General features: G+C 71.7%; 14 protein-coding genes. 9 read left to right on the plus strand and 5 right to left on the minus strand.

Going from position 1 to position 13,223, the window contains the following annotated elements; all coding sequences use genetic code 11:
- Positions 1-22 precede the first annotated feature (22 nt).
- Positions 23-1,252 carry a threonine ammonia-lyase gene (gene ilvA, locus OG584_RS11985; RefSeq protein ID WP_405777798.1) on the minus strand — a complete coding sequence of 410 codons (1,230 nt, stop codon included), beginning with the start codon at positions 1,250-1,252 and terminating at the stop codon, positions 23-25.
- 169 nt (positions 1,253-1,421) lie between these two features.
- Here ilvA and OG584_RS11990 point away from each other — a divergent pair, with 169 nt between their 5' ends.
- Genes OG584_RS11990 through OG584_RS12000 form a run of 3 tightly spaced genes read left to right on the plus strand, consistent with a single transcriptional unit; the run spans position 1,422 to position 2,746 of the window.
- Positions 1,422-1,925 (plus strand): MarR family winged helix-turn-helix transcriptional regulator, encoded by a 504-nt coding sequence (locus tag OG584_RS11990; RefSeq protein WP_405777800.1) that lies wholly within the window; start codon positions 1,422-1,424, stop codon positions 1,923-1,925.
- Positions 1,926-1,967: 42 nt separating this feature from the next.
- Positions 1,968-2,498: a sigma factor-like helix-turn-helix DNA-binding protein gene (locus OG584_RS11995; protein ID WP_405777802.1), complete on the plus strand. Its 531-nt coding sequence runs from the start codon at positions 1,968-1,970 to the stop codon at positions 2,496-2,498.
- On the plus strand, positions 2,495-2,746 hold the full coding sequence (locus tag OG584_RS12000; protein ID WP_405777804.1) for a hypothetical protein: 252 nt from the start codon (positions 2,495-2,497) through the stop codon (positions 2,744-2,746). The genes OG584_RS11995 and OG584_RS12000 overlap by 4 nt, the downstream gene beginning before the upstream one ends.
- Positions 2,747-2,828: 82 nt before the next feature.
- Here the strand turns inward: OG584_RS12000 and OG584_RS12005 are convergent, their stop codons facing one another.
- Complete coding sequence (locus tag OG584_RS12005) at positions 2,829-3,986, minus strand: cystathionine gamma-synthase (protein ID WP_405777806.1); 1,158 nt, start codon at positions 3,984-3,986, stop codon at positions 2,829-2,831.
- Positions 3,987-4,037: 51 nt separating this feature from the next.
- Between OG584_RS12005 and OG584_RS12010 the strand changes: the two genes are divergently transcribed.
- From OG584_RS12010 to msrA, 3 genes are all read left to right on the plus strand, one after another.
- On the plus strand, positions 4,038-5,144 hold the full coding sequence (locus OG584_RS12010) for a hypothetical protein (RefSeq protein ID WP_405777808.1): 1,107 nt from the start codon (positions 4,038-4,040) through the stop codon (positions 5,142-5,144).
- A gap of 81 nt (positions 5,145-5,225) precedes the next feature.
- Positions 5,226-5,348 (plus strand): hypothetical protein, encoded by a 123-nt coding sequence (locus tag OG584_RS12015; RefSeq protein ID WP_405777810.1) that lies wholly within the window; start codon positions 5,226-5,228, stop codon positions 5,346-5,348.
- Between the two features lie 55 nt (positions 5,349-5,403).
- Positions 5,404-6,075 (plus strand): peptide-methionine (S)-S-oxide reductase MsrA, encoded by a 672-nt coding sequence (gene msrA, locus OG584_RS12020; RefSeq protein ID WP_405777812.1) that lies wholly within the window; start codon positions 5,404-5,406, stop codon positions 6,073-6,075.
- A 65-nt stretch (positions 6,076-6,140) separates the two neighbouring features.
- Here msrA and dnaN read toward each other — a convergent pair whose 3' ends face one another.
- Positions 6,141-7,319, minus strand: a complete 1,179-nt coding sequence (dnaN, locus tag OG584_RS12025) for a DNA polymerase III subunit beta (protein WP_405777814.1) — start codon at positions 7,317-7,319, stop codon at positions 6,141-6,143.
- A gap of 283 nt (positions 7,320-7,602) precedes the next feature.
- Between dnaN and OG584_RS12030 the strand changes: the two genes are divergently transcribed.
- Together OG584_RS12030 and OG584_RS12035 are read left to right on the plus strand one after the other, a co-directional pair.
- Positions 7,603-8,835 carry an Ig-like domain-containing protein gene (locus tag OG584_RS12030; RefSeq protein ID WP_405777816.1) on the plus strand — a complete coding sequence of 411 codons (1,233 nt, stop codon included), beginning with the start codon at positions 7,603-7,605 and terminating at the stop codon, positions 8,833-8,835.
- 144 nt (positions 8,836-8,979) lie between these two features.
- The gene (locus OG584_RS12035) at positions 8,980-10,482 is read left to right on the plus strand and encodes a hypothetical protein (protein WP_405784012.1); all 1,503 of its coding nucleotides are present in this window, start codon (positions 8,980-8,982) and stop codon (positions 10,480-10,482) included.
- Between the two features lie 69 nt (positions 10,483-10,551).
- Here OG584_RS12035 and OG584_RS12040 read toward each other — a convergent pair whose 3' ends face one another.
- Positions 10,552-10,908, minus strand: coding sequence for a DUF1330 domain-containing protein (locus OG584_RS12040; RefSeq protein WP_405777818.1), 357 nt, complete (start codon positions 10,906-10,908; stop codon positions 10,552-10,554).
- Between the two features lie 162 nt (positions 10,909-11,070).
- Positions 11,071-12,117, minus strand: a complete 1,047-nt coding sequence (locus tag OG584_RS12045) for an NAD(P)-dependent alcohol dehydrogenase (protein WP_405777820.1) — start codon at positions 12,115-12,117, stop codon at positions 11,071-11,073.
- Between the two features lie 158 nt (positions 12,118-12,275).
- Between OG584_RS12045 and OG584_RS12050 the strand changes: the two genes are divergently transcribed.
- Positions 12,276-13,136: a helix-turn-helix domain-containing protein gene (locus tag OG584_RS12050; RefSeq protein ID WP_405777822.1), complete on the plus strand. Its 861-nt coding sequence runs from the start codon at positions 12,276-12,278 to the stop codon at positions 13,134-13,136.
- The last annotated feature ends 87 nt before the right edge of the window (positions 13,137-13,223 follow it).

Raw genomic sequence — 13,223 nt, forward strand, 5'->3', positions numbered from 1 at the left:
GCTCGCCTGCCGAGGAGTCCGTTCAGCCGATGACGGTGTATCCCGCGTCGCGCAGCGCGGCGCCGACCTCCGCGCAGTGCTCGGGTCCCTTCGTCTCCAGGTGCAGTTCCACCTCGGCCTCGGTCAGCCCCAGCCGCGGGTCGGTCCGCACATGGCTCACATCGAGCACATTGGCATCGGCCGCCGAGAGCACGCCGAGAAGCGTCGCGAGCGCACCGGGACGGTCGGTCAGCCTCAGCCGCAGCGACAGGAAACGGCCCGCCGCGGCCATCCCGTGCGTGAGGATGCGCTGTATCAGCAGCGGGTCCACATTGCCGCCCGACAGCACCGCGACCACCGGCCCGTCGAAGGACCCTGGGTCGCTCAGCAGCGCTGCAACCGGGCTGGCGCCGGCCGGCTCCACGACCATCTTGGCCCGCTCCAGACAGAGCAGCAGCGCGCTGGAGAGCTCGTCCTCGGAGACCGTACGGACCTCGTCGACCAGATCGCGGATGATCCCGAAGGGGACGTCCCCCGGCCGGCCCACCTTGATGCCGTCGGCCATCGTCGCCTGCGCCTCGATCACGGTGGGACGGCCCGCCGCGAGCGAGGGCGGGTACGCGGCAGCGGCCGCCGCCTGTACGCCGATCACCTTCACATCGGGCCGCAGCGCCTTGACCGCGACCGCGATCCCCGCGGCCAGGCCCCCACCGCCGATCCCGACGACGATCGTCCGCACCTCGGGGCACTGCTCCAGGATCTCCAGCCCCACCGTTCCCTGCCCGGCGATGATGTCGGCGTGGTCGAACGGGTGGATGAAAACCGCGCCCGTCTCGTGCGCGTACTCCTGCGCGGCGGCCAGCGTCTCGTCGACGACCTGCCCGTGCAGCCGGACCTCGGCGCCGTACTCACGGGTCGCCGCGACCTTCGGGAGGGGCGCCCCCAGCGGCATGAAGACCGTGGAACGCACGCCCAGGAGGGACGAGGCGAGCGCGACGCCCTGAGCGTGATTGCCCGCGCTGGCCGCGACGACCCCCGCCGCCCGCTCCTCGGGGGTCAGGCCGGCGATCCTGACGTAGGCGCCGCGCAGCTTGAAAGAGCCGGTGCGCTGGAGGTTCTCGCACTTGAAGCGGACCGGCGCCCCGACGAGACCCGAGAGGTGTCTGCTGCCCTCGATCGGTGTCGTCCGTGACACTCCGGAGAGCATCTTCTGCGCTCCGAGGACGTCATCAAGGATCAGCGGCGGCAGGGGGTGTGACGTACCGAAGCTCATGCCGCCAAGTCTCGCAGCTCGGCGCCGCCACGGCCGCCGGAGCCCGGCGGCCGTGCGAAGACCCGGACGTCATGTTGACAACGGTTGAAGCGGCGCAGGTACGGGCCCGCTCGCGGCCGCGTACTCTGTCCCCCACTGTCCGCCCATCGCACGAAGAGAGCCCCCGGCCATGCCCCTTCCTCAGGACATGACTTCCGATCTTGATCCCGGCTTCCTCGACGCCCTCCAGCACCAGGTGGCCCTCTTCGCGCGCCGTGCCGAGCAGACCCGGCTCGGCGGCGTCGGACAGGTGCGCAACTCGATGGACCGGGCCGCGTACCTGCTGCTCAACCGGCTCGACCGGGAAGGCCCGATGGGAGTGAAGGCGCTCGCAGCCGGCATGGGCATCGACTCGTCGACAGTGACCCGGCAGGTCGCCCCGCTCGTCGACACCGGACTGGTCAAGCGCACGTCGCACCCCGAGGACGGCCGTGCGGTCGTCCTGCAGCTCTCCCCGCGCGGGCAGGCCCGCCTCGAAGAGGTCCGGTCCTCGCGGCGGGAGCTGATGGCGCAGGTGACGGACGGCTGGACGCAGGAGGACCGCGAATCCTTCTGCTCCCTGCTGACCCGCTTCAACTCGGCGCTCTCCACCCGTGCGGCAGGCGCCCAGGAGCCCGGTACGCCGGCCTCTTGACCCCAGCGGCCACCTGCTCTCAGATGAGAGCAGGGAGGCACTGTGCGGGAGCGGACAGCAGCACGGGAAAGCCGCCGCGACGAGGAGTTCGCGTCCTTCGTCGAGGGCGCGGCCGGACGGCTCCTCCATGTGGCCGTGCTGCTGACGGCCGAGCCCGCACGGAGCGCCCCCCGGGCGCGGAGGCTGCTGCTGGCCGCGCTCTCGCACACGTTCGCGGACTGGGACCGGCTGCGGGGCGACGACCCGTACGAGCACACCCGTCAGGAACTCTCGGCCCGCTTCGCCCGCACCGCCTGGCGCCACCACCGGCCGCAGCCGCTGAGCCGGTGGTGGCGGCCGCGGGGAGCGGGCTCCCCGGCCGCGGGGGGCGGCGGTGTACTGGAGCGGCTGCCACCGCAGGAGCGGCTCGTCCTGGTGCTGCGGCTGTACGAGGGGATCGCCGATGAGCAGGTCGCGGCAGCGGTCGGCCTGCCGGTGGACCGGATCCGAGCCCTCTGCGCCCACGCGACGGCGACCCTGCGCAGCACTCCGCCTCAGACCTCGCACCGGCTGCCCGAGGTGGCGACACCATGAACCTGCCGGACCGCAAGGAGGAGATGGTCCGCCGCATGCTCGCGGGCCCGCATCCCCAGGTCCCCGCCGACCTGTTGCTCCGCGCGACCGAACGCGGCGCCCGGATGCGGCGCCGTCGCAGGACGGGCCGCAGAGCGGCCTGGCTGCTGCTGACGGCGGCGCTCCTGGGATTCGTGGTGTGGGCGACCCTGGCCCAGCCGTGGGCGGTCCCCCCGGCCCGTACGACCCCACCGGTGGAGGGCTACTGAGCGGTGAGGACCGCCGGCGCGCACTGAAGAACCGCGGCCGGGGAGACCCGGGGCCGCCGGCCCAGGGCCCCGGTCCCGGGATTCAGCCCAGGGCCTGCTGCAGATCCGCGAGCAGATCGTCGGCCGACTCGATCCCCACCGACAGCCTGACCAGATCCGCCGGGACCTCCAGCGCCGAACCGGCCACGGAAGCGTGCGTCATCCGCCCCGGGTGCTCGATCAGCGATTCCACACCACCGAGTGACTCGCCGAGCGTGAACAGCTTCGCCCGGTCGCAGACGGCGACCGCCGCCTCCTCGCCGCCCTGGACCTGGAAGGAGACCATTCCGCCGAAGGACCGCATCTGCTTGGCCGCGACCTCGTGGCCGGGGTGGTCGGGCAGCCCCGGGTAGAGGACGCCGGTGACCTTCGGGTGCCGGGTGAGCATCTCCGTGATGCGCGAGGCGTTCTCGCTGTGCCGGTCCATCCGTACGGCGAGGGTCTTGATCCCACGCAGCACCAGCCAGGCGTCGAACGGCCCGCAGACCGCGCCCATCGCGTTCTGGTGGTACGCCAGTTCCTCGGCGATGTCGTCGGAGTTGGCGATCAGGGCGCCCCCGACGACGTCCGAGTGTCCGCCCATGTACTTGGTCATCGAGTGCACGACGACGTCCGCACCGAGCGCGAGCGGCTGCTGGAGGTAGGGGCTGGCGAAGGTGTTGTCGACGACGAGCCTGGCGCCCGCGGTGCGCGCCACGTCGGCGACCGCCGCGATGTCCGTGATCCCGAGCAGCGGGTTGGAGGGCGTCTCCACCCAGATCACCTTGGTGCGGGGGGTCATGGCGGCACGCACCGAAGCCGGGTCCGTGGTGTCGGCGACCGACCACTCGACGCCCCACCGCGACACGACCTTCGCGAACAGCCGGAAGGTGCCGCCGTACGCGTCGTCCGGGATGACCACGTGGTCACCGGGTGCCAGCAGCGTACGGAGCAGGCAGTCCTCGGCGGCGAGCCCGGAGGCGAAGGCGAGCCCTCGGCGTCCGCCCTCCAGGGCCGCCAGGTTCTCCTCGAGAGCGGTACGGGTCGGGTTGCCGCTGCGGCTGTACTCGTAGCCGCCGCGCAGGCCGCCCACGCCGTCCTGCTTGTAGGTGGAGACCTGGTAGATCGGGGGTACGACCGCGCCCGTCAGGGGGTCCGCGGTGTTGCCGGCGTGAATGGCGAGGGTTTCGAAATTCTGGTGCACGCTCTGCTCGTCGCTCATGAGCACCGAGCGTAGTGGTCAGATGTCGGTCGTGTCTGGTTCGCTTGACTCATGGAGATTCTCTGGTTCCTGCTCGCGGTGTGCATGCTCGCGGCAGTGCTCGGCCCGTACCTGCTGCGCGGGCGCGGCGGTATCCGCCAGGTGCTGCCCGGTTCCCCGGACGCCGCGGACCCCGACGACTACGGGTTCCTGCGCCAGGAGGAGCTGGATGTGCGGCTGCCCGGCCCGGACCAGGATCTGCTCGACGTGCTGGACGTGGTCCAGCACACCCAGAACTGGCGGCCCGCGGCCCAGCTGCTCGCGGGCACGTCCGCGTCGGGCGAGCTGCGCTGGCAGCGGGTGCAGGCCTTCGCCGGCGCGGCATCGCTGGAGCTGGCGCAGCGGCCGGGAGCGGGCGGCGCCTGGCTGCGCAACTGGCGCTCGGAGGCCCCCAAGGACGCGGGCGCCGCCCAGGTGCACGCCGAGTTCCTGGTGCAGCAGGCCCGGCGTTCGTCGACGGCGGGATCGGACGACTTCCGGATCATCCTGGAGGAGGCACGGACGGTCAGCGGCGAGGCGGCGCTGCTCGCCCCCGGCGACCCCGTCCCGTACATCGTGGAGCTGGCCGTCGGGCGTGGACTCGCCTACCCCGAGCTGCAGTTCGAGCAGCTGTGGGCCAAGGTGATCGACCGCGCCCCCGAGCACATGGGGGCGCACCTGGCCGCGCTGCACTACTGGTGCGAGAAGTGGCACGGCTCCCGCGACCGGGCCGACGAGTTCGCGCACGCGGCGGCGGCCCGCGCGCGCCGCGGGTCGCTGCTCGCCGCGCTGCCGCTCTTCGCGGTGTACGAGCATCTGCCCGAGGTCAATCTGGTGCGCGGCTTCTACCGCAGCGCGGTCGTCACCAGGGCGGTGGAGGGCGCGATGCACGCCGTTCACACGGCCCGCACCGACGACCCGGTGCTCGCGCACGTACGGCACCTGCTGGTGCTCTTCCTGGTCCGGTCGGAACGCTGGTCGGAAGCGATGAACCAGCTGGTCCACATCGACGGGCACGTGGGGGCGCTGCCCTGGACCCTCGACCAGGATCCGGCCGCCGAGTACGCGGTGTACCGGGCGCTGGCGGTGGCGGGGTACGAGGCGAACGGCGGCAGTCCGGCCACCCTTCCCGCTGAGTAGGCTGGCGGCACACCGCACCGTGCCCCCGCGCGGGAACCACCGCGCCGCCGCGCGGGAACCGAAGAGGAACGAGCGACCCCCATGACACGCCTCATACCGCTGGTCCTGATCGGCTTCGGCGTCTACTTCTGGATCCGGTCCCGGCGGAAGACGGCCGCGTGGCTGGACCGCAGGACGTCCCGCGACGACCGGCAGGAATCCTGACCGGCGCCTGTGCGTTGCACGGGGTGCACCCATACTCCCCGAGGAGCCGCAGCCGATGTTCCTGAACCGCACCCCCCAGCTCCCCACCCCGGACCAGGCGCTGAAGGGCCGCGCCACCCCGGAGTTCGAACTGCCCGCCCGCCACACGGTCCTGGGCAACCCGCTCGCAGGCCCGTACCCCGGCAATCTGGAGACCGCCGACTTCGCCCTGGGCTGTTTCTGGGGCGCCGAGCGCATCTTCTGGCAGACGGACGGCGTCTGGACGACGCTCGTCGGCTACCAGGGCGGCTCCACGGTGAATCCGGCGTACGAGGAGGTCTGCTCGGGCCTCACTGGCCACACGGAGGCGGTCCGGGTGGTCTTCGACCCGGAGGTCGTCCCGTACACGGCCCTCCTGAAGATCTTCTGGGAGTCGCACAACCCGACCCAGGGGTTCCGCCAGGGCAACGACGTGGGCACGCAGTACCGCTCGGCGATCTACACCCATTCCCCGGCCCAGGCGGCCGCTGCCGCCGCGTCCCGTGACGCGTACCAGCAGGTCCTGACCGGCTCGGGCTACGGCACGATCAGCACGGAGATCCAGCCCGCGCAGGGGCGTGACTTCTACGCTGCGGAGCCCTACCACCAGCAGTACCTCGACAAGAACCCGGCGGGGTACTGCGGGATCGGCGGGACCGGTGTCTCCTGCCCGGTCGGTGTCGCTCAAGCCCCGACAACGAACAGCTGAACCGGCCCTCCTCAGCTGTCCACCGCGCACCTCGCGGATGCGCCTTCCGTCGCGCGGCCCCGGTCTCACATCAGCGGCTTCAGCGACATCAGCAGGTGCCGGTGGGCCGGGTCCGGATCGGCGTCCGGCGCCGACAGGCCGGTGAGCAGGGCCCGTTGACCGGGGCCGAGCAGGTCGAACCGGACGCAGTCACTGTCCAGGGCGCTCAGGGCGTCCGTCAGATAGGCCGGGTTGAAGGCGACCGCGATGCCGCCGGTACCGGCCAGCACGGCCGGCAGCCGCTGCGAGGCCACGTCGTCCTCGTACCCGGCGTGCAGGTGGACGGCGTCCGGTGAGAAGTCCAGGCGTACCGGACTGACGCCCTCGGCGACCACCGCGACGCGGCGCACCGCCTCCAGCAGCGGTGCCCGGTCCGTGACCGCCACGGCCGGGCTGTCCATCGTGAACAGCTTGTCGTGGCGCGGCAGCCGGCCCTCCAGCAGGCGCACCGTCGTCCGCGTGCCCGGTGTCCCCGGCGGGCCCTGGGCACCCGCTGTGCGCCGGGCGCCGGGCGTTTTCTGCGGGCCGGTGTTCTCGAAACCGATCGAGCCCTCCCCCAGGGCCACCCGGACCGTCCCCGTACGGCTCAGCGAGCGGGCGATCTCCGTCAGGCGGCGGGCCGGGACGACGACGTCGGCCGAGACGTCCTCGGATTCCGGGTCCCAGGCGAGTGCGCGCACCGCGAAGCGGTAGCGGTCGGTGGCGGCCAGTGTCATCGTCCCGCCGTCCAGACTCAGCCTGATCCCGGTGAGGACCGGCAGGGCGTCGTCGCGGCCCGCGGCCACCGCGACGTGGGCGACGGCCGCCGCGAAGGCCGCCGTGTCCACCGACCCGCGCAGCTCCGGGAGGGCCGGAAGCGCCGGATAGTCGTCGAGCGGCAGTACCGAGAGCCCGAAACTGGTTCCGGCGCCGGTCACCGTGAAGCGGGAGGCCTCGACCGCGCACTCGACGGGTCCCTCGGGCAGCACCCGGCAGATGTCGAGGAGCCGGCGCCCCATGACGAGGACCTTGCCGGGCCGCACGGTGTCCACCGGCACTTCGATGCACGCGGACGCCTCGTAGTCGAGACCGGAGATGCGCAGTGTGCCGCCTTCCGCGGCCAGGAGGAGTCCGCCGAGCACGGGTACCGGCGATCTGGTGGGGAGTACACGTGCCGCCCAGGCCACTGTCTCGGCGAATGTGCTGCGGTCCGTCCGGAACTCCATGCCGGCGCCTTCCCTGTCGGTCCGGTCGAGCTGGTCCCGGGGACCGTACCGGCCGGCACTGACAGTCCCGCCGAGTCCGCCGCAGGAGCGCCCGAGACCCGCCCAGGAGCGTGCGGGAGCCTCCCCGGACGGGCCCGCCGTCCCGGGCGCCCGGCGTCCGGGACCCCCCCGGTAAGCGCAACCGGAGGTGTCACTCCGCACTCCCTGCCGCAGAATGCATACAGAACGCAGCAAGGCCGGGTAAACCGCCCGGCCCTTCCTCGTCGCAGTGGAGGCGGGACCTTTGATACCGATCAGCCGTCCTCGGATCCGATGGGCCGTCCTCCTGGCCCTGCTCACCGCCGGAGCGCTGGCTCTCGCCGCCTGCTCCACAGGGTCCGGTGGCGGCAGCGGCGGTACGAAGTCCGCCCAGCCCACCAGTACGAGCACGCCCCGGGCCCGCCTCACCACCACGCCCGGCGACGGAGCCAAGAACGTCGGCATCAACACCGGGGACATCCGGGCCGCCGTCGAGAACGGCACCCTGACCTCGGTCACTCTGACGGACCAGAACAACGGACACGCCGTTCCCGGCGCCATGGCCGCGTCCAAGGCCTCCTGGCGGCCGGGGAAGGGCCTCCAGCGCGGGACTCCGTACGTGCTCACCGCGAAGGCCAAGGACCCGGGCGGCAAGACCCTGGCGAAGATCTCCCACTTCACCACCGTGGCCGCCGCGAACTCGGTGATCGCGTTCTTCACCCCCGAGCCCAGCACCACGGTCGGGGTCGGCATGGAGGTCTCCTTCAACCTCGACAAGCCGGTGAAGAACGAGAAGGCCGTCGAAAAGGCCGTCACCATCACGTCGAGCGGCGGCGAGAAGGCGGTGGGCCACTGGTTCAGTCCGCAGCGGCTGGACTTCCGGCCGAGGGAGTACTGGACACCGGAATCAGTCGTGAAGGTACGGATGAAGCTGGCCGGCGTCGAGGTGTCCCCTGGCGTGTTCGGTGTGCAGGACAAGACGTTCTCGTTCAAGGTCGGGCGGTCCCAGATCTCCACGGTGGACGCGGCGAAGCAGTCGATGACCGTGGTGCGCAACGGCAGCCCGCTCAAGACCATTCCGGTCTCCAGCGGCTCGCCGGCGCACGGGACGTACAACGGCACGATGGTGATCTCGGAGAAGTACCAGCAGACCAAGATGGACAGCACGACGGTGGGTCTGGGCAGCGAGTACAACATCCCGGACGTGCCCCACGCGCAGCGGCTGACCCGTTCCGGGACGTTCATCCACGGCAACTACTGGGCCGCACCGAGCACGTTCGGCTCGCAGGCCACCAGCCACGGCTGCATCGGCATGCAGGACGCACAGGGCGGCACGGACACCGCCACCCCGGCCGGGTGGTTCTACACCAACTCGCTGATCGGCGACGTGGTCATCGTGAAGAACTCCGCGGGCGGCGGCAAGGTCGCCCCGGACAACGGCATCAACGGCTGGAATCTCAACTGGTCCGCGTGGACGGCGGGCAGCGCGCTGAAGTGACCTGGGCGCGGCGGCGCCCGGCAGGAGCGCCGCCGCCATGTCCGCCTCACCCTCTAGAGTTTCCCCGTGGGGATCACTGAGAGCGTCCGGCCGCGGGCCGGGGGGACCGTTCGTTCCGGCAGGCCCGCCGCCCGGTGGTGGTCCGTGCCGCTGGTGGCGACCGTCTGTGTCCTTCCGCTGTACGCGGTGTGGGTGGCGGTGCTGGCCACCGGGGGCGGAGATCTGGCCGCCCAGTTCGCCTGGGCCGGTTTCGCGTCACGGCATCCGGCGTCGGCGTACAACCTCTTCTGGTACGGCGGGACGCACACCGCCAACTACAGCCTGCTGACGCCGTATCTGATGGCCTGCTTCGGTGCGCGCACCGTCTCCGTGCTGGCCGGCATCGGCGGGACCTGGGTTCTCTCCCTCGTCGTCGTGCGCAGCGGCGTGCGGTGGCCGGCGGCGCCCGCGGTGCTCGGCGCGCTCGCGCTCTGGTGCAACGTGGCGTCCGGGCGGACCACCTTCGCTGTGGGTGTGGCCGTGGGGCTGCTCGCCGTGCTGTGGGTGGAGCGGCGGGTCGCCGCGCCGGTGTGCGCCGCGCTCGCGACCATGGCGAGTCCGGTCGCGGGGCTGTTCCTGGTGGTCCTCGCGGGCGCCCATCTGCTGGACCGGCAGTGGCGCAAGGGGCTGGGGCTCGCGCTGCCACCGTTCCTGGTGGTCGCGGCGACGACGCTGGCCTTCCCGTTCCAGGGCGAGCAGCCGATGGCCACCGGGAAGCTCTGGATGCCGCTGGCCGCGTGCGCCGCGCTCGGTGTCGCCGCGCGGCATCCGATCGTCCGGTACAGCGCGCTGGTGTACGGCGTCGGCGTCGTCCTGACGTATCTCGTCCCGTCCCCCATCGGCACGAACGTCGAACGGCTCGTCGGCCTGGTGGGCCCTGTTGTGCTGCTGGCGGCCGTCATCGCCGAGCGGGCGGCCGGGCGGCGCGTCGTGCTGGCCGCCGCGCTCTGCCTCAACTGCTACTGGCTGGCCGACAAGACCGTCGACGATCTGCGCGTCTCGACCACCGTGCCCGCCTGGGCCTCCGACACGAAGGGGGTCGTCACCGCGCTGCGGGGGCTGCGTGCGGACCGCACCCGGGTCGAAGTGGTGCCCGCCCGCAACCACCGCGAGGCCACCCTGCTCGCCCCGCACGTGAACATGGCCCGCGGCTGGAACCGGCAGCTCGACGTGGAGCGCGGGCGGCTCTTCTACGACGGGTCGCTGAACGCTGCCCGCTACCGGGCCTGGCTGGACCGCTTCGCTGTCGGGTACGTCGTTCTGCACGACGGCCGCCCCGACGGTCCGGCGGAGGGTGAGGCGGCTCTCGTACGGTCGCGGCCGCCCTGGCTCCGGCCGGTCTGGCACGACGCCCACTGGCGGGTCTACCGGGTACACGCCGCGACTCCGCTGGTGGGGGCACCCGCGAGCGTCGTACGGGGCGGCGACGCACAGCTGGTGGTCCATGTGCCCCGGCCCGGGACGGTCACGGTGCGGATCGCGTACTCGCCCTGGCTGCGGGCGAGCGGCAACGCGTCGCTGCACCGTCGCGGGGAGTGGACCGGGCTGACCGTGAAGCGCGCAGGTGACTACCGGCTCGGCTCCGGTTACCGCGCGCTCGTCGACTGAGCCGGCCGGCCCGCCGGGGCGGCCGGGCCTACGGGCCCGCCAGGCGCGCCCGCTCCTCCCGAGTCCGCTCTATTGCGCCGCTGAGGCGGCCGCGGCCCGGTAGGCGGCGGCGGTCCCGGCCGCGTCGTACCCGGGCGCCACGCCCTCCACCAGCAGCACGTCTCCCGCTATGTGGTCGGTGCGCAGGGGGAGCAGCTCCTGGTAGGCCGGGGAGTCGTACCAGGCGCGGGCCTGCTCCATCCCCGGGAACCCGATGATCACCAGGGCTCCCGGCCACTCCCCCTCGCGGACCTCCGCGTCGGCTCCGTGCACGAGAAAGCGACCGCCGAACGGGTCGAGGGTCGACTGGATCTTCTCGATGTAGACGAAGACGTCTTCGACGAGCCGGTCGGCGGGGCGCAGATGGGCGACAGCGTACGCGGTCATGGTGGCCTCCTCGGCAGGACCTGGGGCGGATCGCGGTGGGCGATGCGCTCTGTGTCAGATCCTGCCGGGGAGACGGAGGCGTGGCGATTACCTCTGAGGTAGTGGGCGGGGCCGCCCGACGACCGGTTCGAGGGTGCTCTTCGCCTCTCGGGCCTCAGCAGCTCAGATCGTCGCGGTGTCGATCACGAAGCGGTAGCGCACGTCGCTGCTGACCACGCGCTCGTACGCCTCGTTGATCTGCTCGGCCCCGATGACCTCGATCTCCGCGCCGAGACCGTGCTGGGCGCAGAAGTCGAGCATCTCCTGGGTCTCGCGGATGCCGCCGATGCCCGAGCCCGCGAGGGTCTTGCGGCCGGCGATGACCGAGAACAGGTTGAGCGAGACCGGCTCCTCCGGGGCGCCGACGTTGATCATGGCGCCGTCCGTCTTGAGCAGGCTCAGGTACGAGTCGAGCGGGAGCGGCGCGGAGACCGTGGAGACGATCAGGTCCAGGGTGCCCCGGAGCTCCTCGAAGGTCTTCGGGTCGCTGGTGGCGTAGTAGTGGTCGGCGCCCAGCTTCAGCCCGTCCTCCTGCTTGCGCAGCGACTGGCTCAGCACGGTCACATCGGCGCCCATGGCGTGCGCGATCTTGACACCCATGTGTCCGAGGCCGCCGAGGCCGACGATGGCGACCTTCTTGCCGGGGCCCGCGTTCCAGTGGGCGAGCGGCGAGTAGGTGGTGATACCGGCGCAGAGCAGCGGCGCGGCCTCGTCGAGCGCGATGCCCTCGGGGATGCGCAGGGTGTAGTTCTCGTCCACGACGATGTGGGTGGAGTAGCCGCCGTACGTGGGCTCGCCCTGCTTGTCGAGGGCGTTGTACGTACCGATGTTGCCGTTGGCGCAGTACTGCTCGAGGCCGGCCCTGCAGTTCTCGCACTCCCGGCAGGAGTCGACCATGCAGCCGACGCCGACGCGGTCGCCGACGGCGAACTTGGTGACGCCGGTGCCGACCTCTGCGACGATTCCCGCGATCTCGTGACCGGGCACCATCGGGAAGATGCCCTCGCTCCAGCCGTCGCGGGCCTGGTGGATGTCGGAGTGGCAGATACCGGCGAACTTGATGTCGATCAGTACGTCGTGCTCACCGACCGGCCGGCGAGGCACGGTGGTGCGCTCCAGCGGGGCCTTCGGGGCAGGGGCGGCGTACGCGGCGACGGTGGTGACAGTCATCCGGAAACGTTCTCCTCAGAAATGGGGGTGGTCCCTCCAGCCTGCCTGATGGTTCGGATTTCACACATGATCCGCGGTCTCCCTGCTGTGCCTACGCCCACTGTGCGTACCACTGGCAGGGTCAGGATGGTTCTCGTACGACCACGGATACTGGATGCATGGACCAGCGTTCCGAACTCAGCGAATTCCTCCGCTCCCGCCGGGCCCGCCTGCAGCCCCAGGACGTGGGCCTGCCGGATCTGGGCAGACACCGCAGGGTGCCGGGGCTGCGGCGCGAGGAGCTGGCCCAGCTCGCCGGGGTGTCCGTGGCGTACTACACCCGGCTCGAACAGGGCCACGGCAGCAATGTCTCCAGCGACGTACTCGACTCGGTCGCGCGTGCGCTGCGGCTCTCGGACGCGGAGTGCGCGCATCTGACGCACCTGGCGGGGCCGAAGCCGAAGAAGAAGCGGGCGGCGGCGGCCAGGCCCCAGCGGATGCGGGCCGAGCTGCAGCATCTGATGGACGCGATGGACGGGGTGCCGTCGTACGTCCTGGGGCGGCGGATGGACATCCTCGGCTCGAACCGGCTGGCGAGGGCGCTGTTCGGTGACTTCGCCGCGCTGCCTCCCGAGGAGCGCAATATGGCGAGGATCGTGTTCCTCGATCCCAACTCGCGTGACCTGTACTCCGACTGGGAGTGCGTGGCCGCCGAGATGGTGAGCGCTCTCCGGTTGTTCGCCGGCTGCTTCCCCGACGACCCGCAGCTGTCCGCGCTGGTGGGTGAGCTGTCGGTCAAGAGCGACGAGTTCCGGGTGCTGTGGGCGGCGCACACCGTGCGGGACAAGGGCCACTGCGTCAAGCGGCTGCGCCATCCGCTGGTGGGCTCACTGACGCTGGCGTACGAGACGCTGAACCTGCCGGGCGACCAGGACCAGAGCCTGGTCACCTACCACGCCGAGCCGGGCTCGGACTCGGTGGAGACGCTGCGGCTCCTGGCGTCCTGGGGTGTGGACGAGGCGCCGCACCTCACCCTCTGAGGTCCGGCGGCGGCCGGCGCATGCGGGGCCGCGCGGACGGGTGAGGCCACTGAGGCCACCGCACGCCCCGGCGAAGAGCCACCCCGC

Source organism: Streptomyces sp. NBC_00859, assembly GCF_045161865.1.
Lineage (GTDB): Bacteria > Actinomycetota > Actinomycetes > Streptomycetales > Streptomycetaceae > Streptomyces.